Source organism: Erwinia typographi, assembly GCF_000773975.1.
Classification (GTDB): domain Bacteria; phylum Pseudomonadota; class Gammaproteobacteria; order Enterobacterales; family Enterobacteriaceae; genus Erwinia; species Erwinia typographi.
In genome coordinates this window covers 1-22,415 of sequence record NZ_JRUQ01000007.1, presented here as the reverse complement: position 1 = coordinate 22,415, position 22,415 = coordinate 1, and the positions used below count along the sequence as shown (strand labels likewise).

Genomic DNA, 22,415 nt, shown 5'->3' with positions numbered 1-22,415 from the left:
CAATTCAATGAAAGTCACCGTATTTGGTATCGGCTATGTTGGTCTGGTTCAGGCTGCGGTTCTGGCCGAAGTCGGACATGACGTTCTTTGTATCGATGTCGACGCAAGCAAAGTCGAGAATCTGAAAAAAGGGATCATTCCAATTTTTGAGCCGGGCCTGACGCCTCTGGTTATGCAGAACTATGAGAGCGGACGCCTCAAGTTCTCCACTAACGCCGAAGAAGGTGTTAAGCACGGCATCATGCAGTTTATTGCCGTGGGAACGCCTCCCGATGAAGACGGCTCTGCGGATCTGAAATATGTCACCGCGGTTGCCCGTACTATCGCGCAGCACATGGACGGTCACAAAGTGGTGATCGACAAATCTACCGTTCCAGTGGGTACGGCAGATCGTGTTCGCGCAGTAATGGAAGAAACGCTGAAGGCACGCGGTGCTGAAATCGCGTTTGACGTGGTGTCTAACCCCGAATTCCTCAAGGAAGGTGCCGCCGTTAACGACTGTATGCGTCCAGAACGTATCGTAGTGGGCACCGACAATGATGAAGTTGTTGAACTGCTGCGTGAGCTTTACGAGCCGTTTAACCGTAACCACGATCGTATGATCCTGATGGATATTCGTAGCGCTGAACTGACCAAGTATGCCGCAAACTGTATGCTGGCGACTAAAATCAGCTTTATGAATGAAATCTCCAACCTGGCTGAGCGGCTGGGGGCAGACGTCGAGAAAGTACGTCAGGGCATTGGTTCTGACTCCCGTATCGGCTATTCATTTATCTATCCTGGCTGCGGCTACGGTGGTTCCTGCTTCCCGAAAGACGTTCAGGCTCTGATCCGTACCGCGGAGCAGATTGGCTACAAGCCACGCCTGCTTCAGGCCGTTGAAGACGTCAATGATTCGCAGAAGAACAAACTGCCAACCTTCATTAAGCGTCATTTCGTTGATAATTTGCAGGGCAAAACTTTTGCGCTGTGGGGGCTGTCGTTTAAGCCCAACACCGATGACATGCGCGAAGCGTCAAGCCGCGTGCTGATGGAAACACTGTGGCAGGCAGGCGCTTCGGTTCAGGCTTTCGACCCGGAAGCGATGAATGAAGCGCAGCGTATCTATGGTCACCGCAGCGATCTGAAGCTGATGGGCACCAAGGAAGCCGCTCTGCAGGGTGCAGATGGCCTGGTCATTTGTACCGAATGGCAGAACTTCCGCGCGCCGGATTTTGACGTCATTAAAAATGCGCTGAAAGAACCCGTGATTTTTGATGGTCGTAACCTGTATGATCCGGAAAGAATCAGTAAGCGCGGTTTCGTTTATTATGCAATCGGCCGCGGCGCTTCTATCGACATTGCATAATTAACGAGGGCAGTATGAAATATCTGGTAACCGGCGCGGCAGGATTTATTGGCTTCCATGTAGCGGAACGCCTGCTGTCTGCCGGTCACCAGGTTGTCGGTATCGACAACCTGAATGACTATTACGATGTTAACCTCAAGCTTGCCCGCCTTGATCTCCTTAAACCTTATGAGTTGTTCAGCTTTATTAAGCTCGATCTTGCTGACAGAGAGGGCGTTGCCCAACTGTTCCGCGACTGGGCTTTTGATCGCGTGATTCATTTGGGGGCTCAGGCTGGCGTGCGCTATTCGCTTGAGAATCCGTTAGCGTACGCTGATGCCAATCTGATTGGTCATCTCAATATTCTCGAAGGGTGCCGCCATAATAAGGTTGGGCACTTATTGTATGCTTCCTCCAGTTCGGTCTATGGCCTGAACCGGAAAATGCCATTTTCGACTGATGATTCCGTTGACCATCCGGTGTCGCTGTATGCGGCGACCAAGAAAGCCAATGAGCTGATGTCTCATACCTATTCCCACCTGTACAGTATCCCAACCACTGGCCTGCGGTTTTTCACCGTTTACGGCCCGTGGGGAAGGCCGGATATGGCGTTATTTAAATTCACCCGCGCGATGATCGCTGGTGAAGAAATCGACGTATATAACCGGGGCCAGATGCGCCGCGATTTTACCTATATTGATGATATTGTCGAAGCCATCGTTCGTTTGCAGGAGATTATTCCGCAGCCGGATCAACGCTGGACCGTTGAACAGGGTAGCCCGGCGACCAGCTCCGCTCCCTATCGAGTCTACAATTTAGGCAACAGTCATCCCGTTACGCTGATGGCCTATATTGAAGCGCTGGAAAAAGCGCTGGGCATCACCGCTAAAAAGAATCTGCTGCCAATGCAGCCAGGCGACGTGCTGGAGACCAGCGCAGACACCAGCGCGCTTTATGCCGCGACGGGCTTTAAGCCTCAGACTGGGGTGGAAGAAGGTATTGCTAATTTTGTCAGCTGGTATCGCGCCTTCTATAAGGTGTAAGCGCGACAGTGGGTGAATAAAGGAGCTAAGGCTCCTTTTTTTTCGCCTGTACGCCAGCAGGAAAGGCAATAAAAAACCCATCGCGGGGATGGGTTCCTGTGAAACACTGGGCAGATGAATTACAGCAGAAAGTCTTCCAGCTTCTTACCCTGTTCTTCGATTGCTTTTTTGATGACTGCGGGAGTACGGCCCTGGCCGGTCCAGGTCCGGGATTCGCCATTTTCATCAGTATATTTGTATTTAGCAGGGCGGGCTGCGCGTTTGGCCTTACCGGGTGCTTTCGCGGTAGCCAGCGTGGACAGCAGTTCATTAGGATCGATACCGTCGGCAATCAGCATTTCACGGTACTGCTGCAGTTTACGAGTGCGTTCTTCGACTTCAGCCTGAGCGTGGCTCTCTTCATCACGGCGCTCATTAACAACCACTTCCAGCTTCTCCAACATCTCTTCCAGCGTTTCCAGGGTACATTCTCTGGCTTGAGCACGCAGAGTACGGATGTTGTTCAAAATTTTAAGTGCTTCGCTCATTATATGAATCTCAAAAATTATAAAGGTGGGGGAATAGTTCTGCCTGATAATAATAGAGCGCGAATATAGGAACTGCAATAGATAATTTTGTAAGAAACTCAGAATAATGACAGTGGCTGAATTGTCCCTGCTGTTATTAATCTTAAAAGATAAGTTTAGCAAAATAATCGTGGCATTGGCTGTACCGCCTGGCGGACTGTTAACCACTGGCGTAACGACCGCTGTATATTAGAGTCCGTTGGTAAACCCCACTGTTTCCTTTCAGTTGACGTCATGACCATTTAAGAAATGGCACGAATATTAACAGGGCTATTTTTGTTTTTTATTGGTTAAATGCCAACAAAATCAACAGTGGGGAAAAGTTTTTTGTAAAAATATGGGTAGAATTCAACATCATTCCGGGGTTATGTCGCCTTCTGTTGCCGGTCGCGGCCTGATCACGCGCAGGAAATTAAAGGCCGTCAGGGCACTAAACCCTGTGGTACAATTCGGACCATTCTTTGAAAATTTTCCTGTGGGGAGTGAGAGCTGATGGCTCAGCTGTATTTTTACTATTCGGCGATGAACGCTGGCAAATCCACCGCATTGTTGCAATCCTCTTATAACTACCATGAGCGGGGAATGAGAACGCTGGTCTATACGGCTGAGATAGACAACCGCTTTGGCAGCGGCAAGGTGAGCTCAAGAATTGGGCTTTCTTCGCCAGCAAAATTGTATAATAACCACAGTGCGCTTTTCGATGAGATTAACGCTCAGCACCAGTCAGAACCGATCCACTGCGTGCTGGTGGATGAAAGTCAGTTTTTGACCAGAGAACAGGTAAAAGCATTATCTGACGTTGTTGATACTCTGGATATACCTGTACTCTGCTATGGATTGCGTACAGATTTTCGTGGCGAATTATTTACCGGTAGTCAGTACTTATTAGCCTGGTCAGATAAGCTGGTGGAATTAAAAACCGTTTGCCACTGCGGTAGAAAAGCGGGAATGGTATTAAGACTCGATCAAGACGGAGCGCCTTATAAAGAAGGCGAGCAGGTTGTCATTGGTGGTAACGAGCGCTACGTTTCCGTCTGTCGTAAGCATTACAAAGCGGCAATTGAGCAGGGGAGTTTGCAGGCGGTACACGGTAAGCAGGGCGCTAAATAAGTCCGGCGAATATTGAGGGTAATGTAAAAGATCAGTCTGCTTGTTATTTCAGAGGTTGATTAGTTTTCCTTACGAATTTGAGCAATAAAAAACCCGCCTGCTGGCGGGTTTTTTTTAAGCAACTTTTACTTTTTCACTTTTCTTTCGACTTTCTTTGTCGCAACCGGCTGGGCTTCTACAGCCTCAGCGATATTAGCGAAGACTTCCTTATATGCGTTGCCGTAGAACGTATCGAGCATAATCTGTTTCAGTTCGGCAATCAGCGGATAGCGCGGGTTAGCGCCGGTACACTGGTCGTCGAAGGCATCCTCCGCCAGCTTGTCGACTTTCGCCAGGAAGTCTGCTTCCTGTACGCCAGCCTCACGGATGGATTTAGGAATGCCCAGTTCTGCTTTCATTTCTTCCAGCCAGGCCAGCAGTTTCTCAATCTTCTGCGCGGTACGGTCGCCAGGCGCGGTGAGGCGCAGGTGGTCAGCCACTTCGCCATAACGACGGCGGGCCTGTGGACGGTCGTACTGGCTGAAGGCGGTCTGCTTGGTCGGGTTGTCGTTGGCGTTATAGCGGATAACGTTACAAATCAGCAGGGCGTTAGCCAGCCCGTGTGGAATGTGGAACTCTGAACCCAGTTTATGGGCCATAGAGTGACAAACCCCCAGGAAGGCGTTAGCAAAAGCGATACCGGCAATGGTCGCCGCGTTGTGAACGCGCTCGCGCGCCACCGGATTCTTCGCTCCTTCGTTGTAGCTGGTCGGCAGGTTTTCCTGCAGAAGTTTCAGCGCCTGCAGCGCCTGGCCGTCAGAGTACTCATTTGCCAGCACGGACACATAGGCTTCCAGCGAGTGCGTTACCGCATCTAAACCGCCAAAGGCGCAGAGCGACTTAGGCATGTTCATCACCAGGTTGGCGTCGACGATAGCCATATCAGGGGTCAGCGCGTAGTCAGCCAGCGGGTATTTCTGACCGGTTGCATCATCGGTCACGACCGCAAACGGCGTCACTTCGGAGCCGGTTCCTGAAGTGGTAGTGATAGCAATCATTTTTGCTTTCACGCCCATTTTCGGGAACTTGTAGATACGTTTACGAATATCCATAAAGCGCAGCGCCAGCTCTTCGAAGTGAGTCTCAGGATGTTCGTACATCACCCACATGATTTTGGCCGCATCCATGGGCGAACCGCCGCCCAGCGCAACGACCACATCCGGCTTGAAGGAGTTCATCTGCTCAGCGCCTTTGCGCACGATGCTCAGCGTTGGGTCAGCCTCAACCTCGAAGAACACTTCCGTTTCAATACCGTGAGATTTCAGCACGGAGACAACCTGGTCTGCATAGCCGTTGTTGAACAGGTAACGGTCAGTGACGATAAAGGCGCGTTTCGCTCCATCGGTAGCCACTTCTTCAAGGGCGATCGGCAGCGAACCACGACGGAAGTAGATAGACTTAGGAAGTTTATGCCACAACATATTCTCTGCTCGCTTAGCCACGGTTTTCTTGTTGATCAGATGTTTAGGTCCGACGTTTTCAGAAATGGAGTTACCACCCCAGGAACCACAGCCTAGCGTCAGGGAAGGCGCCAGCTTAAAGTTATACAGGTCGCCAATACCGCCCTGCGAGGCCGGAGTGTTAATCAGGATACGCGCGGTCTTCATTTTGTCGCCGAAGTAATTGACGCGTTCACGCTCGTTGTCCTGGTCAGTGTACAGGCACGAGGTGTGGCCGATACCGCCCATCGCGACCAGTTTTTCCGCTTTGCTAACCGCGTCATTGAAATCTTTCGCGCGGTACATGGCGAGGGTAGGAGAGAGCTTCTCGTGAGCGAAAGGTTCGGACTCATCAACCAGTTTCACTTCGCCAATCAGGATTTTGGTATCGGCTGGCACTTTAATACCGGCCATTTCAGCAATTTTCACCGCTGGCTGCCCGACGATAGCGGCATTCAGACCGCCATTTTTCAGGATGATATCCTGCACTGCCTTCAGATCTTTGCCCTGAAGCATGTAACCGCCGTGGCTGACGAAACGCTCGCGAACCGCGTCATAGGCAGAATCAACGACGATGACGGACTGTTCAGAAGCACAAATTACGCCGTTATCGAAGGTTTTTGACATCAGAATGGAGGCGACGGCACGTTTAATATCGGCGGTTTCATCTATCACTACCGGCGTATTACCTGCGCCTACGCCAATGGCTGGTTTACCTGAGCTGTAGGCTGCCTTAACCATGCCTGGGCCACCGGTAGCGAGGATCAGGTTAATTTCCGGATGGTGCATCAGCTGGTTGGACAGCTCGACGGAAGGCGCATCAATCCAGCCGATAATATCTTTTGGCGCACCCGCAGCAATCGCGGCCTGAAGCACAATGTCAGCGGCTTTATTGGTGGCGTCTTTAGCGCGTGGATGCGGAGAGAAGATAATGCCGTTGCGGGTTTTGAGGCTGATCAGCGCCTTGAAGATAGCGGTGGAGGTTGGGTTAGTGGTCGGAACGATACCGCAGATCAGGCCGATAGGTTCGGCGATAGTGATAGTACCGAAGGTTTCATCGGTGCCGAGGATACCGCAGGTTTTTTCGTCTTTATAGGCGTTGTAGATGTATTCGGAAGCAAAATGGTTTTTGATGACTTTGTCTTCGACAATCCCCATGCCGGATTCGGCAACGGCCATTTTAGCAAGGGGAATACGGGCATCGGCTGCGGCCAGCGCTGCCGCGCGGAAAATCTTGTCGACCTGCTCTTGAGTGAAATTGGCATATTCGCGCTGGGCTTTTTTGACACGCTCAACCAGAGCGTTAAGTTCAGCAACATTAGTAACGGCCATAATGCATCTCCTGATGGAAGTTAAACTCTATTAGTAAACAAGTCAGAACTTAGGAGTATAGCCACGCGCTGTTAAGGTGTTGTGAGATCGCTGTGACTAGCCTGGCATCTTTTCCGAAAAGTTCTACAGGTTTACTGAAAGAGTCTTCGCCTTCGGCCATTGGGATCAACCGGGGACGATTGCTAACCACTCCCTTGGTGATGAAAAGCTTACTCACTTAGAGGTAAGCTAATTTTGATTTGGATCATCTTTAACCAAAGCTGACACCTTTCAGCCGCATGATTTGCGCCAGGCCATGCTGAGTGTATTAGCGAAGTGTTGCCAAAAGGTGAAAGGGTAGAATGCATTAATGGACTGATGGGGGAATGCCAGTGATTTACGCTACCTTGTGGCCTAAAATCCAGGTATAAATTCGAGCCTCTGACCATAGCCAGCGTGAGGGTTTTCCTTTACATTAGCCGCCAGTAACTTGGCCCGCTTAGGGAGTATCGCGTGAACCCGGCACTTTTAGATCTTTCTGGCTATATTAAATTTTTTGTTGGGCTGTTTGCCCTGGTCAATCCGGTGGGCATTATCCCGGTATTTATCAGCATGACCAGCTATCAGGTAGCCGCCGCCCGTAATAAAACTAACCTGACGGCAAACCTGTCGGTGGCGATCATTCTCTGGACCTCGCTGTTTCTGGGCGACGGTATTCTGCATATCTTTGGCATCTCCATCGATTCCTTTCGCATTGCCGGGGGCATTCTGGTGGTGACCATTGCAATGTCGATGATCAGCGGCAAGCTGGGGGAAGATAAGCAGAACAAGCAGGAGAAATCAGAATCTGCCATCCGTGAAAGTATTGGCGTGGTGCCGCTGGCGCTGCCTTTAATGGCGGGGCCAGGGGCTATCAGTTCGACGATAGTCTGGAGCACCCGCTATCACAGCTGGCAAAATCTGCTGGGCTTTAGCGTGGCGATTGCCCTGTTTGCCTTCTGCTGTTGGCTGCTGTTTCGTGGCGCGCCGCTGATGGTGAGGGTTCTTGGCCAAACCGGGATCAACGTGATCACCCGTATCATGGGCCTGCTGCTGATGGCGCTGGGGATTGAGTTTGTGGTCACCGGCATCAGAGCGCTATTCCCCGGCTTAGTCAGCTGAGTAATCCCCCGCTAAAAATCTCCCGCTAAAGCGCATAATCTGCGCTTTATTTTTTTATGCTGCAAAATGAGGCGCTAAAACAGGGCTTCAGAGTGGATATTCGCACCATAATGGTGCGGTTATTCATTTAACTTAATATGATAATCAGTTTATTAGTGTAATTACTGCAAACGGCTGCAACTCACTCATCCTGCATAAAATAATGATGAAATGTGATTTTTTTAACATTAACTTCATCATCCTCTGTGCCGATTTTCTGAATTAATATGCTTATTAATTATCATTTGGCAGAAGTAATACCTGAATTTAACACAAAGCTGAGAAAGTAGCCTGATTTGTGAGCGAAAACCCTGGCTGAAGTGGGCGTTTTCTAAGCTATCTATCCAGTAAATCCCTTAAAATCAAAGTAATAGCAGTTAATTCTTGTCGTTAAATAACGTTTCCTCATATTAATTACTTGTGATAAAAGAGAATCAGGTAACATTTTTGTTATTTTGCTTTGGCGAAAAAATTAGCGTTCTGATAGTTTTCGGATGATTCGCATAAAACTGGCATTGGATGTGCAAATGAATACCACTTTTTCCGATTTGACCGCAGACCCATGGACACAGGTTATGAACGCTTCATGAAATGTTTTTGGCATTCCCGCCAGTTCGTATATCGGGCCACTATGGTGAGTTTTGGCATGGTAACAGCCCACGCCACTGCCGCTACGGTACCAGCCAACGTCACGCTGTCTCCCCTGCAGAGCATAGTGATCAATAACAGTAGCGAAGTCTCCTCGCTGGACCCGCAAAAAGTTGAGGGCGTCCCTGAGAGTAACGTGATCCTCAATTTGCTCGAAGGACTGACCACCACCGATAACTCTGGGCATGTGGTGCCCGGCGTGGCGGAAAGCTGGCAGAGCCAGCAGGGAAAAGTCTGGACATTCACTCTGCGTGCGGATGCTAAGTGGAGCAACGGCGAGCCAGTTACCGCGGCTGATTTTGTTTATAGCTGGCAGCGGCTGGTGGATCCGAAAACGGCTTCGCCTTACGCCAGCTACCTGCAATATGCCCATATCAACAATGTTGATGAGATCCTTGCCGGAAAAAAAACGGCGGATACGCTGGGGGTAAAAGCGCTGGACGATCGCCACCTTGAGGTCACGCTCAGTGAGCCGGTTCCTTATTTTATCGCCCTTACGGCCCATACTTCACTGAAGCCGGTGAATCGTAAAGCCATCGAGCAGTGGGGCGAACAGTGGACTCAGCCAGGGCATTATGTGGGCAACGGCGCCTATCTCCTGAGCGATTGGGTGATCAACGAAAAAATCGTGGTTAAACGCAACGATCGCTACTGGAATAATGCCAAAACGGTCATTGATACCGCGACCTTTCTGCCGATTGATTCCGCGTCAAATGATGTCAATCGCTATCGCAGCGGCGAGATCGATATGACCGGCAGCGTACTGCCACCAGATCTGTTCCCTACGCTGAAAAAGACGCTGGGCAGCCAGGTGCGCATCAGCCCGCTACTGTGTACTTTCTACTATGAGCTGAATAATAAGCGTCCGCCGTTTAACGATCCCCGCGTACGGACAGCGGTCAAGCTGACGCTGGATCGCAGCATCATCGCCGACAAAATCATGGGGCAGGGACAAATTCCGGCAGGGGGCTTCACCCCGCCATTTATTGACGGCGCGCAGCTGACACAGCCTGCGTGGATGAACCTGACCCAGCCGCAGCGAAATGAGCAGGCGAAAAAACTGCTGGCAGAAGCGGGTTACAGCAGCGACAGGCCGCTGAGTTTCCACCTGCTCTACAACACCTCTGACGTGAATAAAAAGCAGGCGATTGCCGCCGCGTCGATGTGGAGTAAGAATCTCGGCGCGAAAGTGGTACTGGATAATCAGGAGTGGAAAACCATGCTCGATACCCGCCATCAGGGGAATTTCGACGTGGCGCGCGCCACCTGGTGCTCCGATTACAACGAACCGTCAACCTTCCTCAACGCCATGTTAAGTCACTCATCCAGCAACACCGCCTTTTACAAAAGCGAAAAATTCGATGCGCTGATGGCGAAATCATTAACGGTTGCCGACAGCGAACGTGCGGCCGTCTATCAGCAGGCGGAGCAGCAGCTGGATAGCGACTCGGCGATTGTGCCAGTGTATTACCGCGTCAGCGCACGGCTGGTGAAACCGTGGGTTGGCGGATTTACCGGCAAGGATCCACAGGATCTGACCGATTTAAAATATTTTTATATCGTTAAGCATTGAGGCCGGGCGAAACATTTTCCGTCCAGCCGCAAGGATGTTAGCAGGAAAGGGTAAACAGCGATCCGAACGTCATCTTCAGACGTGTCGGGCAGAAAGCCGGAAACGGGGTAGCTGATGGTTTCTATCCCATCAGCAATGATAAAAACTGGAGTAGATAACTCATGACCAACATCACGAAAAAAAGCCTGATTGCACTTGGCATTCTGTCCGCGCTGGCGGGCAATATGGCCGTGGCCGCCACGGTGCCTGCGGGCGTCGAATTAGCGGCAAAGCAGGAGCTGGTAAAGGGGAATGGCGATGAAGTGCAGTCGCTGGACCCGCATAAAATTGAAGGGGTGCCGGAGTCTAACGTCAACCGCGATCTGTTGGAAGGGCTGGTGATTAGCGACATTCAGGGACATCCGATCCCTGGCGTGGCGGAGAGCTGGGAAAACAAAGACGGCAAAATCTGGACTTTCCACCTGCGTAAAAATGCCAAATGGTCCAACGGCGAGCCGGTCACCGCACAAGATTTCGTTTATAGCTGGCAGCGCCTGGCCGATCCAAAAACGGCATCGCCTTATGCGAGCTATCTGCAATATGGTCACCTCGAAAACATCGATGACATTATCGCCGGGAAAAAAAGCCCCGACACCCTGGGTGTGAAGGCGATCGACGCCAATACCCTTCAGGTTACCCTGAGCGAGTCCGTACCTTATTTCTTCAAGCTGCTGATCCACCCTTCGATGTCCCCGGTTTACAAACCAGCGGTCGATAAATTTGGCGAAAAATGGACTCAGCCTGAAAACTGGGTGGGTAACGGCGCGTTCAAATTGCAGACGCATGTGATCAACGAGCGTATCGTGCTGGTGCGTAACCCGGACTACTGGGATAACGCCAACACCAGGCTGGATAAAGTGACCTTCCTGCCCATCTCTTCTGAAGTCAGCGACGTCAACCGTTACTTCAGTAACGACGGCAGCGACATGACCTATAACAACATGCCGATTGAGCTGTTTAAAAAGTTGCAGCGCGATAATCCGAAAGAGCTGCATGTCGATCCGTATCTGTGTACTTATTATTATGAAATCAATAACCAGAAAGCACCGTTTACCGATCCACGCGTCCGCGCGGCGCTGAAGCTGGGTCTGGATCGTGACATCATGGTTAACAAAGTTCTGGCACAGGGCCAGCTGCCAGCCTATAGCTACACGCCTCCTGCGACCGATGGCGCAGATCTGATTAAGCCAGAATGGTTCAGCTGGTCTCAGGACAAACGTAATGCGGAAGCGAAAAAACTGCTGGCGGAGGCTGGTTACACTGCCGACAAGCCGCTGACCTTTGAGCTGCTGTACAACACCTCCGATCTGCATAAAAAGCTGGCGATTGCCGCCGCGTCGATCTGGAAGAAAAACCTTGGCGTCAACATCAAGCTGAACAATCAGGAATGGAAAACCTTCCTCGACACGCGTCATCAGGGAAACTTTGATGTCTCCCGCGCCGCCTGGTGTGCCGACTACAACGAACCCACCTCGTTCCTGAACACCATGCTGTCTGGCAGCAGCAACAACACCTCACACTATAAATCGCCTGCTTTCGATAAAGTGATGGCCGATGCCGCTCAGGCAACCGATGAAAAAGGACGTAGCGATCTGTACGCGAAAGCCGAGCAGATCCTCGACAAAGACTCGGTAATTGCTCCCGTCTATTACTATGTGAATGCCCGTCTGGTGAAAACCTACGTCGGCGGCTACACAGGTAAAGATCCGCTGGACAATGTGTACGATAAAAATCTGTATATCATTAAGCATTAATCGCAACAATTTGGGGGAAGGGCGACCTTCCCTCAGCGTGTGTATTTTAAGCAGTGCTGAGGCACAAGCCAGCAGGTACGGGCAATGTTAAAGTTCATCTTTCGTCGTTTTCTGGAAGCGATTCCGACGTTACTTATTTTGATTACCATCTCCTTCTTTATGATGCGTTTAGCACCAGGGAGTCCTTTTACCGGTGAGCGCACGCTGTCGCCTGAAGTGATGGCCAATATCGAAGCCAAATACCATCTGAACGATCCAATCTGGAAACAGTACACCAACTATCTGGTACAGCTCGCCCACGGCGATTTTGGACCGTCGTTCAAATATAAAGATTATTCGGTTAACTACCTGGTTGGCCATGCCTTCCCGGTGTCGGCCAAACTTGGGCTTGCCGCCTTCATCCTGGCGGTGGTTCTGGGCGTCGCCGCAGGCGTTATTGCCGCCCTGAAGCAGAACAGCAAATGGGACTTTGTGGTGATGGGGGTGGCGATGACCGGCGTGGTGATCCCCAGCTTTGTGGTCGCGCCGCTGCTGGTGCTGATCTTCGCCATCGCGCTGAAGTGGCTGCCCGGCGGCGGGTGGAACGGCGGGGAGGTCAAATATATGATCCTGCCGATGGTGGCGCTGTCGCTGGCCTATATCGCCAGCATCGCGCGTATTACCCGTGGTTCCATGATCGAGATCCTCCACTCTAACTTTATCCGCACCGCCCGCGCCAAAGGGCTGCCGATGCGCCGCATTGTGCTACGTCACGCGCTGAAACCGGCGATGCTGCCGGTGCTCTCCTATCTGGGGCCAGCTTTCGTCGGCATCATCACCGGCTCAATGGTGATTGAAACCATTTATGGCCTGCCGGGTATCGGCCAGCTGTTTGTCAACGGCGCATTGAACCGTGACTACTCGCTGGTGCTGAGCCTGACCATCCTGGTCGGCGTGCTGACTATTCTGTTCAACGCGATTGTCGACGTGCTGTATGCCGTCATCGATCCCAAAATTCGTTATTAATTGCGGAGCGCTCCATGATGTTGAGTAAAAAAAAGAGCGAAGCGCTCGAAGCGTTCAGCGAAAAGCTGGAGGTTGAAGGCCGCAGCCTGTGGCAGGACGCCCGACGCCGCTTTATCCATAACCGTGCGGCACTGACCAGCCTGATTGTACTGCTGCTGATTGCACTGTTCGTGATTTTAGCCCCGATGCTCTCCTCGTTTACTTATGACGATACCGACTGGGGAATGATGTCTGCGGCACCGGATATGGTATCGAAACACTACTTCGGCACCGACTCCTCCGGTCGCGACCTGCTGGTCCGCGTGGCGATTGGCGGCCGCATCTCGCTGATGGTGGGAATTGCCTCGGCGCTGGTGGCAGTGCTGGTAGGTACGCTGTACGGCTCCCTTGCGGGCTATCTCGGCGGCAAAACTGACTCGGTGATGATGCGCCTGCTGGAAATCCTTAACTCCTTCCCGTTTATGTTCTTTGTGATCCTGCTGGTAACTTTCTTCGGCCGTAATATTCTGCTGATTTTCGTCGCTATCGGTCTGGTTTCCTGGCTGGATATGGCGCGTATCGTGCGAGGGCAAACCCTGAGCCTGAAACGCAAAGAGTTTATTGAAGCGGCGCACGTCGGCGGGGTCTCCACCATTAGCATTGTGCTGCGCCATATTGTGCCTAACGTGCTTGGCGTGGTGGTGGTTTACGCCTCGCTGCTGGTACCCAGCATGATCCTGTTTGAGTCTTTCCTCAGCTTCCTCGGCCTTGGCACCCAGGAACCGCTGAGCAGTTGGGGCGCGTTGCTAAGTGACGGCGCCAACTCGATGGAAGTTTCACCGTGGCTGCTGCTGTTCCCGGCAGGATTCCTGGTGGTGACGCTGTTCTGTTTCAACTTTATCGGCGATGGCCTTCGTGATGCCCTCGACCCGAAAGATCGTTAAGGAGTTTCCCGATGAGCGTAATTGAAATGCAGCCAGTAATGGCAAAGAAAGCGGGAACCGACCTTCTGCTCGACGTGAAGGACCTGCGCGTGACCTTCGGCACGCCTGACGGCGACGTCACGGCCGTGAACGATCTGAACTTCAACCTGCGCGCCGGGGAAACCCTCGGTATCGTTGGCGAGTCCGGCTCCGGCAAGTCGCAGACCGCCTTCGCCCTGATGGGCCTGCTGGCCAGCAACGGGCGCATTGGCGGCTCGGCGCTGTTTAACGGCAAAGAGATCCTTAACCTGCCCGAAAAGCAGCTGAATCGCCTGCGAGCCGAGCAGATGGCGATGATTTTTCAGGACCCGATGACTTCGCTTAATCCCTACATGAAGGTGGGTGAGCAGCTGATGGAAGTCCTCAAGCTACACAAGGGGATGGGTAGCGCGCAGGCTTTTGAAGAGTCCGTGCGTATGCTGGACGCGGTTAAAATGCCGGAGGCGCGCAAGCGCATGAAGATGTTCCCGCACGAGTTTTCCGGCGGGATGCGCCAGCGCGTGATGATCGCTATGGCGCTGCTGTGCCGTCCTAAACTGCTGATTGCCGACGAGCCGACCACCGCGCTGGACGTGACGGTACAGGCGCAGATCATGACTTTGCTGAACGACCTCAAGCGCGAATTCAATACGGCTATCATTATGATCACCCACGATCTGGGCGTGGTGGCGGGCATCTGCGATCGCGTGCTGGTGATGTATGCCGGTCGGACGATGGAATACGGCACCTCGCGCGACGTGTTTTACCGGCCTACGCATCCTTATTCAATTGGCCTGCTGAATGCCGTTCCGCGGCTGGATGCCGAGGAAGGCGAGACCCTGGTCACCATCGCAGGCAACCCGCCAAACCTGCTGCGTCTGCCCCCAGGCTGCCCGTTCCAGCCGCGCTGCCAGCATTCCATGGCGATTTGTGCCACCGCGCCGCCGCTGGAGCCTTTTGGCGAAGGACGCCTGCGTGCCTGCTTTAAACCCGCGGAGGAGCTGGTATGAGCGCGGTAGCGGAAAAGAAAGTGCTGTTAGAAATTGCCGATCTGAAAGTGCATTTTGACATTAAGGACGGCAAACAGTGGTTCTGGCAGCCGTCAAAAACCCTGAAGGCGGTGGATGGCGTCAGCCTGCGTCTTTACGAAGGCGAGACGCTGGGCGTGGTCGGCGAGTCCGGCTGCGGCAAGTCGACGCTGGCCCGCGCTATCATCGGGCTGGTGAAGGCAACGGAAGGCCGCGTAGCCTGGCTGGGGCGCAATCTGCTGGGACAGAGCGAAGAGGAGTGGCGCAGGGCGCGCAGCGATATTCAGATGATTTTCCAGGACCCGCTGGCCTCGCTAAACCCAAGGATGACCATTGGCGATATCATCGCCGAGCCGCTGCGCACCTACCAGCCGAAAATGGCGCGTCAGGAAGTGAAGGAGCGGGTTAAAGCGATGATGATGAAGGTAGGGCTGCTGCCTAACCTGATCAACCGCTATCCCCATGAGTTCTCCGGCGGGCAGTGCCAGCGTATCGGCATCGCCAGGGCGCTGATCCTTGAACCGAAGCTGATTATCTGTGACGAACCGGTTTCGGCGCTTGACGTGTCGATTCAGGCTCAGGTGGTCAACCTGCTGCAAAAATTGCAGCGTGAGATGGGGCTATCGCTGATCTTCATCGCTCATGACCTGGCGGTGGTGAAGCATATTTCTGATCGCGTGCTGGTGATGTATCTGGGCCATGCGGTGGAGCTGGGAACCTATAAAGAGGTTTATCAGAATCCGCAGCATCCCTATACCCGCGCGCTGATGTCAGCCGTGCCGATCCCCGATCCCGATCTGGAAAAAAACAAGACGATTCAGCTGCTGGAAGGGGAATTGCCTTCCCCAATCAATCCGCCCTCCGGCTGCGTCTTCCGCACGCGCTGTCCGATTGCCGGGCCGGAATGCGCCAAAACCCGTCCGCTGCTGGAGGGGAGCTTTCATCATGCGGTCTCCTGCCTGAAGGTCGATCCGCTTTAGCGGAAACGAAAAGGCCGGGCAAATGCCCGGCCTTTTACTGTCTGTCTGCTTCAGCCTGAGGTCGCTATTCACGCCACAGAATATGGCAAAGCTTGTGATCCTTTTCGCGACACAGCAGCACGCGGGCAAAAACATCGTTGATTGGCTCGCCGTCGGCATCGCCCAGACCAATCACTACCTCAGCAAAGAAGTCCGGGTTCAGGTCATAATCTACGTGTTCTGACCAGTCATCAGAAGGGTCAAACAGCTCGGCGCCGCCGCGCTCTTCAAACTGAAGGTTGAACAGAATGATATCGGCCGGATCAAGATTATCGCCCGCCAGTTCGAGGAATATATCGTAGGCCTGTTCAAGGGTCTCATCTTCGGTAAGGCGGTTATTTAAATCCATAACATTTCCCATAATGCCCCTGCGGGCGCTGTGCAATTCCGCTCGTTTTACAGCAACGGGCTGAAGAAGTAAAACAGTCGTTCAGCAATTCGCTGCCAGTAGGCGCGCCGTGACCAGCGCTGAGCGTCGACCAGCCGCGAACGGGCGATATAATCATCCTGAACGTGGGCCAGATCGTCGCCGAATCCGTCATCATCAATCACCAGGGTAATCTCAAAGTTCAGCCACAGGCTGCGCATATCGAGATTGACCGTGCCCACCAGGCTGAGCTGCCCGTCAACCAGCACGCTCTTGGTGTGCAGCAGGCCATCTTCGAATTGATAAATTTTGACCCCGGCGGCCAGCAGTTCGGCAAAAAACGCCCGACTTGCCCAGCCAACCAGCAGTGAATCGTTGTGACGCGGCACGATAATGCTGACGTCTACGCCGCGCAGGGCGGCGGTACAGATAGCGTGCAGCAGGTCCTCGCTGGGCACAAAGTAGGGCGTGGTCATAATCAGCTGCTCGCGTGCGGAATAAACCGCAGTCAGCAGCGCCTGATGGATAAGGTCCTCCGGGAAGCCGGGACCGGAGGCGATCACCTGGATAGTATGGCCGCTCTCCTGTTCAAAAGGCATGATGTTGGCATCGGGAGGTGGCGGTAAAATCCGCTTGCCGGTTTCAATTTCCCAGTCGCAGGAGTAGATAATCCCCATGGTGGTGGCCACCGGGCCTTCCATACGCGCCATCAGGTCTATCCACTGGCCGACGCCCGCGTCCTGCTTGAAATAGCGGGGATCGACCAGGTTCATGCTGCCCGTGTAGGCTACATAGTTATCAATCAGTACCACTTTGCGATGCTGGCGCAGATCCATTCTGCGCAGGAACACGCGCATCAGGCTGACTTTTAACGACTCCACCACATCCACACCGGCGTTGCGCATCATGGTCGCCCACGGGCTGCGGAAAAACTGCACGCTGCCAGCGGAGTCCAGCATCAGACGGCAATGCACGCCGCGGCGCGCGGCCGCCATCAGCGCCTCCGCAACCTCATCCGCCTTGCCGCCCGGCTGCCAGATATAAAAGACCATCTCGATATTATGACGGGCCAGTTGGATATCGCGCACCAGCGCTTGCAGCGTATCATCGGTGGACGTCAGCAGCTGTAGCTGGTTACCTTTGACGCCAGCCACGCCCTGGCGATTTTCGCACAGCTGAAACAGCGAACGGGCAACGTCGCTGTTTTCATCGGCGAAGATATGGTGACAGGATTTGAGGTCGCTAAGCCATCTGGCGGTGGAGGGCCACATGGTACGGGCGCGTTCGGCACGGCGCTTTCCCAGATGCAACTCGCCGAACGACAGATAAGCAATGATCCCCACCAGCGGCAGAATATAAATTATCAGCAGCCAGGCCATAGCGGAGGGCACGGCACGGCGCTTCATCAGAATGCGCAGCGTTACCCCGGCAATCAATAGCCAGTAACCGAAGATCAGCAGCCAGCTGAGCACTGTATAAAACGTCGTCATTAAGTGGAAATCCTGTTCACGCTTGAATAGAGGGAGTTTACGTGTTGATTACAACGGGCGAAACCTTTTCCTTTTTAAAGTCATCGGACCTGGCCTGCAGAAAGAAAGGTCTATAATGCGGCGCGAGTTTTTTACCACGTAGAGGGCAAGATGAGACGGAGTAGAAATGAAGTCGGACGCTGGCGTATGTTGCGTCAGGTTCAGCGGCGGCGGGCGCGCTGGCTGGAAGGGCAGTCGCGGAGATATGGCCGGATGCACACTATCCGTCATCAGCTTAGCCAGCAGCAGCGGCGATCTATTCTGTTTATTACTCAGACTGGCGACTTCTGACGTACTGCGCCTGATGAACGGCTGTTCATCAGGCGGTGCTAACGCTGTCAGAACACGCGTTTGAACGGCTTGACGGCAACCTGTTTGTAGACGCCCGCCGCAATATAGGGATCGTCCTGTGCCCAGGACTGAGCCTCTTCCAGCGAGCTGAACTCGGCCACAATGGTGGAGCCGCTGAAGCCCGCTTTCCCCGGATCGTTGCTGTCGACCGCCGGCATCGGGCCAGCCAGAATCAGGCGGCCTTCATCGTGCAGCAGTTGCAGACGCGCAAGGTGGGCAGGGCGCACAGCAGTTCGCTTTTCCAGAGAATCAGCATTATCTTCCGCGTAGATTACGTAGAGCACGTTTACAACTCCTGTCAGGACAATAATATCGGCACTCACGTTAAGTCATCGCTGAGCTAACTGCAAACGAAAGCGTGCGCAGGCTTGATTCGCATCGTCGCAACACGATTTTTCTGACGAAATCGGGGTGCTTAAGCAGAGAGTTTATTGAAACTGATTGCTATTTGCATTTAAACTTACGCTTCAATTCTTACAGCAGAAAGATTATGACGACGCTTGCAGAAAATTCTTTACCCAGCCGTGTTTCGCTGCCGATGCTGTTTTCGCTGGGGCTACATGCCGTAGTGATTGGGGGGATACTTTATGCTTCTTTTCACCAGGTTGTTGAAGTGCCGAAAGCGTCTCAGCCGATAAGCGTGTCAATGGTCGCACCTGAAGTGCAGCCGGAACCTCAGCCTGCGCCGCAGCCGGTGGCGGAACCTGAACCTGAGCCCGAGCCGGTCCCTGAGCCGGAGCCGCCAAAGCCCGAACCCGTTCCGATCCCTAAGCCTGAGGTGCCTAAACCTAAGCCGAAGCCGGTGAAAAAGGAAGTGGTTAAACCGAAGAAAGAGATCAAGCCGCGCACCGAGCCGCGCCAGACTGCGCCGCTGAATACTGAGAAGACCGCCACGGCGCTTAAGCCGTCGACCGCGCCTAAAACGTCTCCGGCGCCGTCTACCTCCATCTCCAGCGGACCTAAGGCGCTGAGCGTAGGTAAGCCAGCCTATCCGGCCCGTGCCTTTGCGTTGCGCATGGAAGGCCGCGTGAGGGTGCAGTTTGACGTCGACAGCCAGGGACAGGTGGATAATATTCGCATTCTCTCCGCGGAGCCGCGCAATATGTTTGAGCGTGAGGTAAAGCAGGCGATGAAGAAATGGCGATATGAAGCGAATAAGCCAGGCAAAGATTTGACCATGAACATCATTTTCAAAATCAACGGCGGCACCAGCCTGGAGTAACGCTAAGCAAACGGCACCTCAACGCTCCGCATGACGCCCTGTCAGCTGAGGTGCCTTTCACTCTCTCTGTCGGTTTATCCCTGCTCGTCGTACTGAAAGTGGTTTTTACCCTCGGGTAGCGCGCGGGATTTTCCTGCGCTGTCGACGGCAACGTAAATAAAGACGGCTTCGGTGGTGCAATAGCGCTGGCCAATCGGTTCGGAGGCCACCTTTTTAATCCAGACCTCAACGTTGATGGTAATGGAACTGGAGCCAGTGCGAATACAGCGGGCATGGCAACTGACCACATCGCCCACGGCCACCGGCTTAAGGAAGGTCATGCCATCGGCCCGAACGGTCACTACGCGGCCACCGGCAATCTCCTTGGCCAGAATCGCGCCACCGATATCCATTTGCGACATCAGCCAGCCGCCAAAGATATCGCCGTTCGCATTGGTATCAGCAGGCATAGCTAAGGTACGCAGCACCATTTCGCCCTGCGGGACTCGGTTATCGTCATCGCTCATTGTTATGCTTCTCAGTCAATTACTGCGCAAAGCCCGGACAGTTGCCGGGCGCTGAATTTATTTTATTTTTCTTCTTGTGGCATCAGGCGATAGATATACAGACCGCTGATGACGGTAAAGAGCAGGGTGAGGCCGGTCAGACCGAACACTTTAAAATTAACCCAAAATTCTTGCGACAGCCAAAACGCGACATAAATATTTGCCAGACCGCAGGCAAAGAAGAACAGCGCCCAGGCTATATTCAGCCTTTTCCACGCGAAGGCAGGCAGCGTCAGCTCTTTACCGAGCATACTCTGGATCAGCGGCTGCTTCATCCAGAACTGGCTGAACAGCAGCGCAGCGGCAAACAGGGTGTAGATGACGGTCACTTTCCACTTGATGAATTCATCGTTATGGAAGACCAGCGTCAGCGTGCCGAACACGGCTACCAGCACGAAGGTGATGATGGTCATTTTTTCCAGCCTGCGGTACAGCAGCCAACTGGCAACCAGCGCCAGTGCGGTGGCGGCAATCAGCGCGCCGGAGGCAACGAAAATATCGTACAGCTTGTAGAAGACAAAAAAGACCACAAGAGGGAGGAAATCAAGTAACTGCTTCATAGAAGGTTTCCGGGTACCAGGCTAAAAAATTAAGCAGTGAAGGCGCGTCTCATCTGCGGCGCGCCTTCAGCGATTAACGTAACAGCATATACAGGCGATACAGATAAATAACCAGTATTGCCGAGATCAGGTTACTCAACGCGTTGAGCACCACTGACGCTACGTTAGCGGGCAGAACGGTCATCGACGAGGCCAGCAGCAGAACCGCCACCTTCGCCAGCAGCCACACGGCAACGGCTGGCGAGACGACCTTCATCTGGCTCCAGACCAGGCGAATGCTGGTGCGCATAGCGCCGAAGATGCCGACCTTTTCGGTCGCCAGGATCACCGGCGACAGCGACAGCAGCACCGCCAGCGCCAGTCCTGGCACCACCAGCGCCATAAAGCCGAGCTGGATGACCAGCGTCATCAGGAATACCAGCAGCAGCAGACGCGGCAGCGTCGGGGCCGAGGCGCCAATGGCGCGCAGGGCGCTCACCCGCTGTCCGGCGGAAACCATTGGGATCAGGCTCAGCATTCCGCCCAGCAGCAGCGTATTGCCTATCAGCGAAGCGAAGGTTCCGGCGGCGGAAGCGCGCAGCAGCACGCGCTGCTGATCGGGCGACATATTCTGCACCATCTCCAGCAGGCTCATCCCGGAACCGGCATCCCCTTCGGTCAGAAGCGAGAGCTGATCCGGGCCGGGCGTTAACGCATGGCCAATCAGCACGGTGATAAATGAGGTCAGCAGCGACATCAGAACGATGGTCAGCAGCTGATGGCGGAAAAAATTCCCGGTGTCACGGTATAACGAACCTGCCGTGAATGACATGTACACTCCTTGAAAAACCCATAATTACGATCCGGCGATTGTACATGGTCTGTGGGCAACCTGGCACCCTGACTTACATAACTTTCGGTTAAAGAGGCGATGAGGATTTACTGACGCTGACGCCGTTAAAAAAGGTCAGTAAATTGATCCAAATCAACTCTATATTTTTTAAGGGGTTAGAAAGAATTGATTGAGATGATCTTTTGCAAAATTAGAGTGAAACTGTCGCCAATCAAAAAGACGACTGCGCAGTGGCGCGCACCTTAATTTGCAAAGGAGTGGTTATGAAAGTGAAAGCGTTGGTTATCGCAGTGGCGACATTGTTACCGGTAGTGGCTTCTGCCCATCAGGCAGGCGATTTCTTCATGCGTGCCGGAACGGCCACGGTTCGTCCTACCGGCGGCTCTGACAACGTGTTGGGGCTGGGCGAGTTCGACGTCAGCAACAATACGCAGTTGGGCCTGACCTTCACCTATATGGCAACCGACAACATCGGTATTGAATTGCTGGGGGCTACGCCCTTCAGGCATAAAGTAGGACTGCCGGCAACCGGCACGCTGGCGACGGTGCATCAGCTGCCGCCAACGCTGATGGCGCAGTGGTACTTCATGGACAATACCAGCAAGGTGCAGCCCTATGTCGGTGTCGGCGTGAACTACACCGTGTTTTACGATAACGATTTTAACCAGACGGGGCGGGATGCCGGGCTGAGCAATCTGAGCGTGAAAAATTCGTGGGGGGTTGCCGGACAGGTTGGTCTGGATTATCAGCTGACGCCGGACTGGATGCTGAATGCCTCACTGTGGTACATGAATATTAAAACCAAAGTGGGCTTTGACTCTCCTGCGGGCCACCAGAGCATCGATACCAATATCAATCCTTTCGTCTTCTTCTTTGGTGCCGGTTACCGCTTCTGACCACGCGGCAAGGGCATAAAAAAAGGCGCTTTTCAGCGCCTTTTTGCCGTGTGTGACCCGTCCTAAATAGC

General features: G+C 53.3%; 21 protein-coding genes. 13 read left to right on the top strand and 8 right to left on the bottom strand.

The window, feature by feature from the left end; all coding sequences use genetic code 11:
• The first annotated feature begins 7 nt into the window (after positions 1 to 7).
• Both NG99_RS01985 and NG99_RS01980 read left to right on the top strand, forming a co-directional pair.
• A complete protein-coding gene (locus NG99_RS01985; protein ID WP_034887863.1) occupies positions 8 to 1,348 on the top strand; it encodes a UDP-glucose dehydrogenase family protein in 1,341 nt (446 codons plus the stop codon).
• Positions 1,349 to 1,362: 14 nt separating this feature from the next.
• Positions 1,363 to 2,370: an NAD-dependent epimerase gene (locus tag NG99_RS01980; protein WP_034887861.1), complete on the top strand. Its 1,008-nt coding sequence runs from the start codon at positions 1,363 to 1,365 to the stop codon at positions 2,368 to 2,370.
• Between the two features lie 119 nt (positions 2,371 to 2,489).
• Here NG99_RS01980 and hns read toward each other — a convergent pair whose 3' ends face one another.
• Positions 2,490 to 2,897, bottom strand: coding sequence for a histone-like nucleoid-structuring protein H-NS (hns, locus tag NG99_RS01975; RefSeq protein WP_034888018.1), 408 nt, complete (start codon positions 2,895 to 2,897; stop codon positions 2,490 to 2,492).
• Between the two features lie 531 nt (positions 2,898 to 3,428).
• Between hns and tdk the strand changes: the two genes are divergently transcribed.
• On the top strand, positions 3,429 to 4,046 hold the full coding sequence (tdk, locus tag NG99_RS01970; RefSeq protein ID WP_034887859.1) for a thymidine kinase: 618 nt from the start codon (positions 3,429 to 3,431) through the stop codon (positions 4,044 to 4,046).
• A gap of 125 nt (positions 4,047 to 4,171) precedes the next feature.
• Here the strand turns inward: tdk and adhE are convergent, their stop codons facing one another.
• Positions 4,172 to 6,856, bottom strand: coding sequence for a bifunctional acetaldehyde-CoA/alcohol dehydrogenase (adhE, locus tag NG99_RS01965; protein WP_034887857.1), 2,685 nt, complete (start codon positions 6,854 to 6,856; stop codon positions 4,172 to 4,174).
• A gap of 492 nt (positions 6,857 to 7,348) precedes the next feature.
• Here adhE and NG99_RS01960 point away from each other — a divergent pair, with 492 nt between their 5' ends.
• From NG99_RS01960 to oppF, 7 genes are all read left to right on the top strand, one after another.
• Positions 7,349 to 7,996: a YchE family NAAT transporter gene (locus NG99_RS01960; protein ID WP_034887855.1), complete on the top strand. Its 648-nt coding sequence runs from the start codon at positions 7,349 to 7,351 to the stop codon at positions 7,994 to 7,996.
• Positions 7,997 to 8,681: 685 nt separating this feature from the next.
• Complete coding sequence (locus NG99_RS01955; RefSeq protein WP_232298151.1) at positions 8,682 to 10,256, top strand: ABC transporter substrate-binding protein; 1,575 nt, start codon at positions 8,682 to 8,684, stop codon at positions 10,254 to 10,256.
• Positions 10,257 to 10,417: 161 nt separating this feature from the next.
• Positions 10,418 to 12,049, top strand: coding sequence for an oligopeptide ABC transporter substrate-binding protein OppA (oppA, locus tag NG99_RS01950; protein ID WP_034887853.1), 1,632 nt, complete (start codon positions 10,418 to 10,420; stop codon positions 12,047 to 12,049).
• Between the two features lie 84 nt (positions 12,050 to 12,133).
• On the top strand, positions 12,134 to 13,054 hold the full coding sequence (gene oppB / locus NG99_RS01945; protein ID WP_034887851.1) for an oligopeptide ABC transporter permease OppB: 921 nt from the start codon (positions 12,134 to 12,136) through the stop codon (positions 13,052 to 13,054).
• 14 nt (positions 13,055 to 13,068) lie between these two features.
• On the top strand, positions 13,069 to 13,977 hold the full coding sequence (oppC, locus tag NG99_RS01940) for an oligopeptide ABC transporter permease OppC (RefSeq protein ID WP_034887849.1): 909 nt from the start codon (positions 13,069 to 13,071) through the stop codon (positions 13,975 to 13,977).
• A gap of 11 nt (positions 13,978 to 13,988) precedes the next feature.
• The gene (oppD, locus tag NG99_RS01935) at positions 13,989 to 15,005 is read left to right on the top strand and encodes an ABC transporter ATP-binding protein (RefSeq protein ID WP_034887847.1); all 1,017 of its coding nucleotides are present in this window, start codon (positions 13,989 to 13,991) and stop codon (positions 15,003 to 15,005) included.
• A complete protein-coding gene (gene oppF / locus NG99_RS01930; protein WP_034887845.1) occupies positions 15,002 to 16,003 on the top strand; it encodes a murein tripeptide/oligopeptide ABC transporter ATP binding protein OppF in 1,002 nt (333 codons plus the stop codon). Before oppD ends, oppF begins: the two co-directional genes overlap by 4 nt.
• Positions 16,004 to 16,067: 64 nt before the next feature.
• Here oppF and NG99_RS01925 read toward each other — a convergent pair whose 3' ends face one another.
• Positions 16,068 to 16,391 carry an HI1450 family dsDNA-mimic protein gene (locus tag NG99_RS01925; RefSeq protein WP_034888014.1) on the bottom strand — a complete coding sequence of 108 codons (324 nt, stop codon included), beginning with the start codon at positions 16,389 to 16,391 and terminating at the stop codon, positions 16,068 to 16,070.
• Positions 16,392 to 16,438: 47 nt separating this feature from the next.
• Positions 16,439 to 17,899: a cardiolipin synthase gene (gene cls / locus NG99_RS01920; RefSeq protein ID WP_034887843.1), complete on the bottom strand. Its 1,461-nt coding sequence runs from the start codon at positions 17,897 to 17,899 to the stop codon at positions 16,439 to 16,441.
• Positions 17,900 to 18,049: 150 nt separating this feature from the next.
• Here cls and NG99_RS27855 point away from each other — a divergent pair, with 150 nt between their 5' ends.
• Positions 18,050 to 18,229, top strand: coding sequence for a YciY family protein (locus tag NG99_RS27855; protein WP_072017507.1), 180 nt, complete (start codon positions 18,050 to 18,052; stop codon positions 18,227 to 18,229).
• Between the two features lie 47 nt (positions 18,230 to 18,276).
• On the opposite strand, the gene NG99_RS01915 is transcribed toward NG99_RS27855, so the two are convergent.
• Positions 18,277 to 18,573 carry a YciI family protein gene (locus NG99_RS01915; protein ID WP_034887841.1) on the bottom strand — a complete coding sequence of 99 codons (297 nt, stop codon included), beginning with the start codon at positions 18,571 to 18,573 and terminating at the stop codon, positions 18,277 to 18,279.
• Positions 18,574 to 18,779: 206 nt separating this feature from the next.
• On the opposite strand from NG99_RS01915, the gene tonB reads away from it, so the two are divergent.
• Positions 18,780 to 19,511 (top strand): TonB system transport protein TonB, encoded by a 732-nt coding sequence (tonB, locus tag NG99_RS01910; protein WP_034887839.1) that lies wholly within the window; start codon positions 18,780 to 18,782, stop codon positions 19,509 to 19,511.
• Positions 19,512 to 19,585: 74 nt separating this feature from the next.
• Here the strand turns inward: tonB and yciA are convergent, their stop codons facing one another.
• From yciA to NG99_RS01895, 3 genes are all read right to left on the bottom strand, one after another.
• On the bottom strand, positions 19,586 to 20,017 hold the full coding sequence (gene yciA, locus NG99_RS01905) for an acyl-CoA thioester hydrolase YciA (protein WP_034887837.1): 432 nt from the start codon (positions 20,015 to 20,017) through the stop codon (positions 19,586 to 19,588).
• A 62-nt stretch (positions 20,018 to 20,079) separates the two neighbouring features.
• Entirely contained in the window at positions 20,080 to 20,616 is a 537-nt protein-coding gene (locus NG99_RS01900; protein ID WP_034887836.1) for a septation protein A, read from the bottom strand.
• A gap of 73 nt (positions 20,617 to 20,689) precedes the next feature.
• Entirely contained in the window at positions 20,690 to 21,427 is a 738-nt protein-coding gene (locus tag NG99_RS01895) for a YciC family protein (protein WP_034887835.1), read from the bottom strand.
• A 284-nt stretch (positions 21,428 to 21,711) separates the two neighbouring features.
• Between NG99_RS01895 and ompW the strand changes: the two genes are divergently transcribed.
• Positions 21,712 to 22,344, top strand: a complete 633-nt coding sequence (gene ompW, locus NG99_RS01890) for an outer membrane protein OmpW (protein WP_034887833.1) — start codon at positions 21,712 to 21,714, stop codon at positions 22,342 to 22,344.
• The last annotated feature ends 71 nt before the right edge of the window (positions 22,345 to 22,415 follow it).

Coding starts and splice junctions, on each gene's coding strand:
- NG99_RS01985 (WP_034887863.1), top strand. CDS start 8: ATGAAAGTCACCGTATTTGGTATCGGCTATGTTGGTCTGGTTCAGGCT.
- NG99_RS01980 (WP_034887861.1), top strand. CDS start 1,363: ATGAAATATCTGGTAACCGGCGCGGCAGGATTTATTGGCTTCCATGTA.
- hns (WP_034888018.1), bottom strand. CDS start 2,897: ATGAGCGAAGCACTTAAAATTTTGAACAACATCCGTACTCTGCGTGCT.
- tdk (WP_034887859.1), top strand. CDS start 3,429: ATGGCTCAGCTGTATTTTTACTATTCGGCGATGAACGCTGGCAAATCC.
- adhE (WP_034887857.1), bottom strand. CDS start 6,856: ATGGCCGTTACTAATGTTGCTGAACTTAACGCTCTGGTTGAGCGTGTC.
- NG99_RS01955 (WP_232298151.1), top strand. CDS start 8,682: ATGGTAACAGCCCACGCCACTGCCGCTACGGTACCAGCCAACGTCACG.
- oppA (WP_034887853.1), top strand. CDS start 10,418: ATGACCAACATCACGAAAAAAAGCCTGATTGCACTTGGCATTCTGTCC.
- oppB (WP_034887851.1), top strand. CDS start 12,134: ATGTTAAAGTTCATCTTTCGTCGTTTTCTGGAAGCGATTCCGACGTTA.
- oppC (WP_034887849.1), top strand. CDS start 13,069: ATGATGTTGAGTAAAAAAAAGAGCGAAGCGCTCGAAGCGTTCAGCGAA.
- oppD (WP_034887847.1), top strand. CDS start 13,989: ATGAGCGTAATTGAAATGCAGCCAGTAATGGCAAAGAAAGCGGGAACC.
- oppF (WP_034887845.1), top strand. CDS start 15,002: ATGAGCGCGGTAGCGGAAAAGAAAGTGCTGTTAGAAATTGCCGATCTG.
- NG99_RS01925 (WP_034888014.1), bottom strand. CDS start 16,391: ATGGATTTAAATAACCGCCTTACCGAAGATGAGACCCTTGAACAGGCC.
- cls (WP_034887843.1), bottom strand. CDS start 17,899: ATGACGACGTTTTATACAGTGCTCAGCTGGCTGCTGATCTTCGGTTAC.
- NG99_RS27855 (WP_072017507.1), top strand. CDS start 18,050: ATGAGACGGAGTAGAAATGAAGTCGGACGCTGGCGTATGTTGCGTCAG.
- tonB (WP_034887839.1), top strand. CDS start 18,780: ATGACGACGCTTGCAGAAAATTCTTTACCCAGCCGTGTTTCGCTGCCG.
- yciA (WP_034887837.1), bottom strand. CDS start 20,017: ATGAGCGATGACGATAACCGAGTCCCGCAGGGCGAAATGGTGCTGCGT.
- NG99_RS01900 (WP_034887836.1), bottom strand. CDS start 20,616: ATGAAGCAGTTACTTGATTTCCTCCCTCTTGTGGTCTTTTTTGTCTTC.
- NG99_RS01895 (WP_034887835.1), bottom strand. CDS start 21,427: ATGTCATTCACGGCAGGTTCGTTATACCGTGACACCGGGAATTTTTTC.
- ompW (WP_034887833.1), top strand. CDS start 21,712: ATGAAAGTGAAAGCGTTGGTTATCGCAGTGGCGACATTGTTACCGGTA.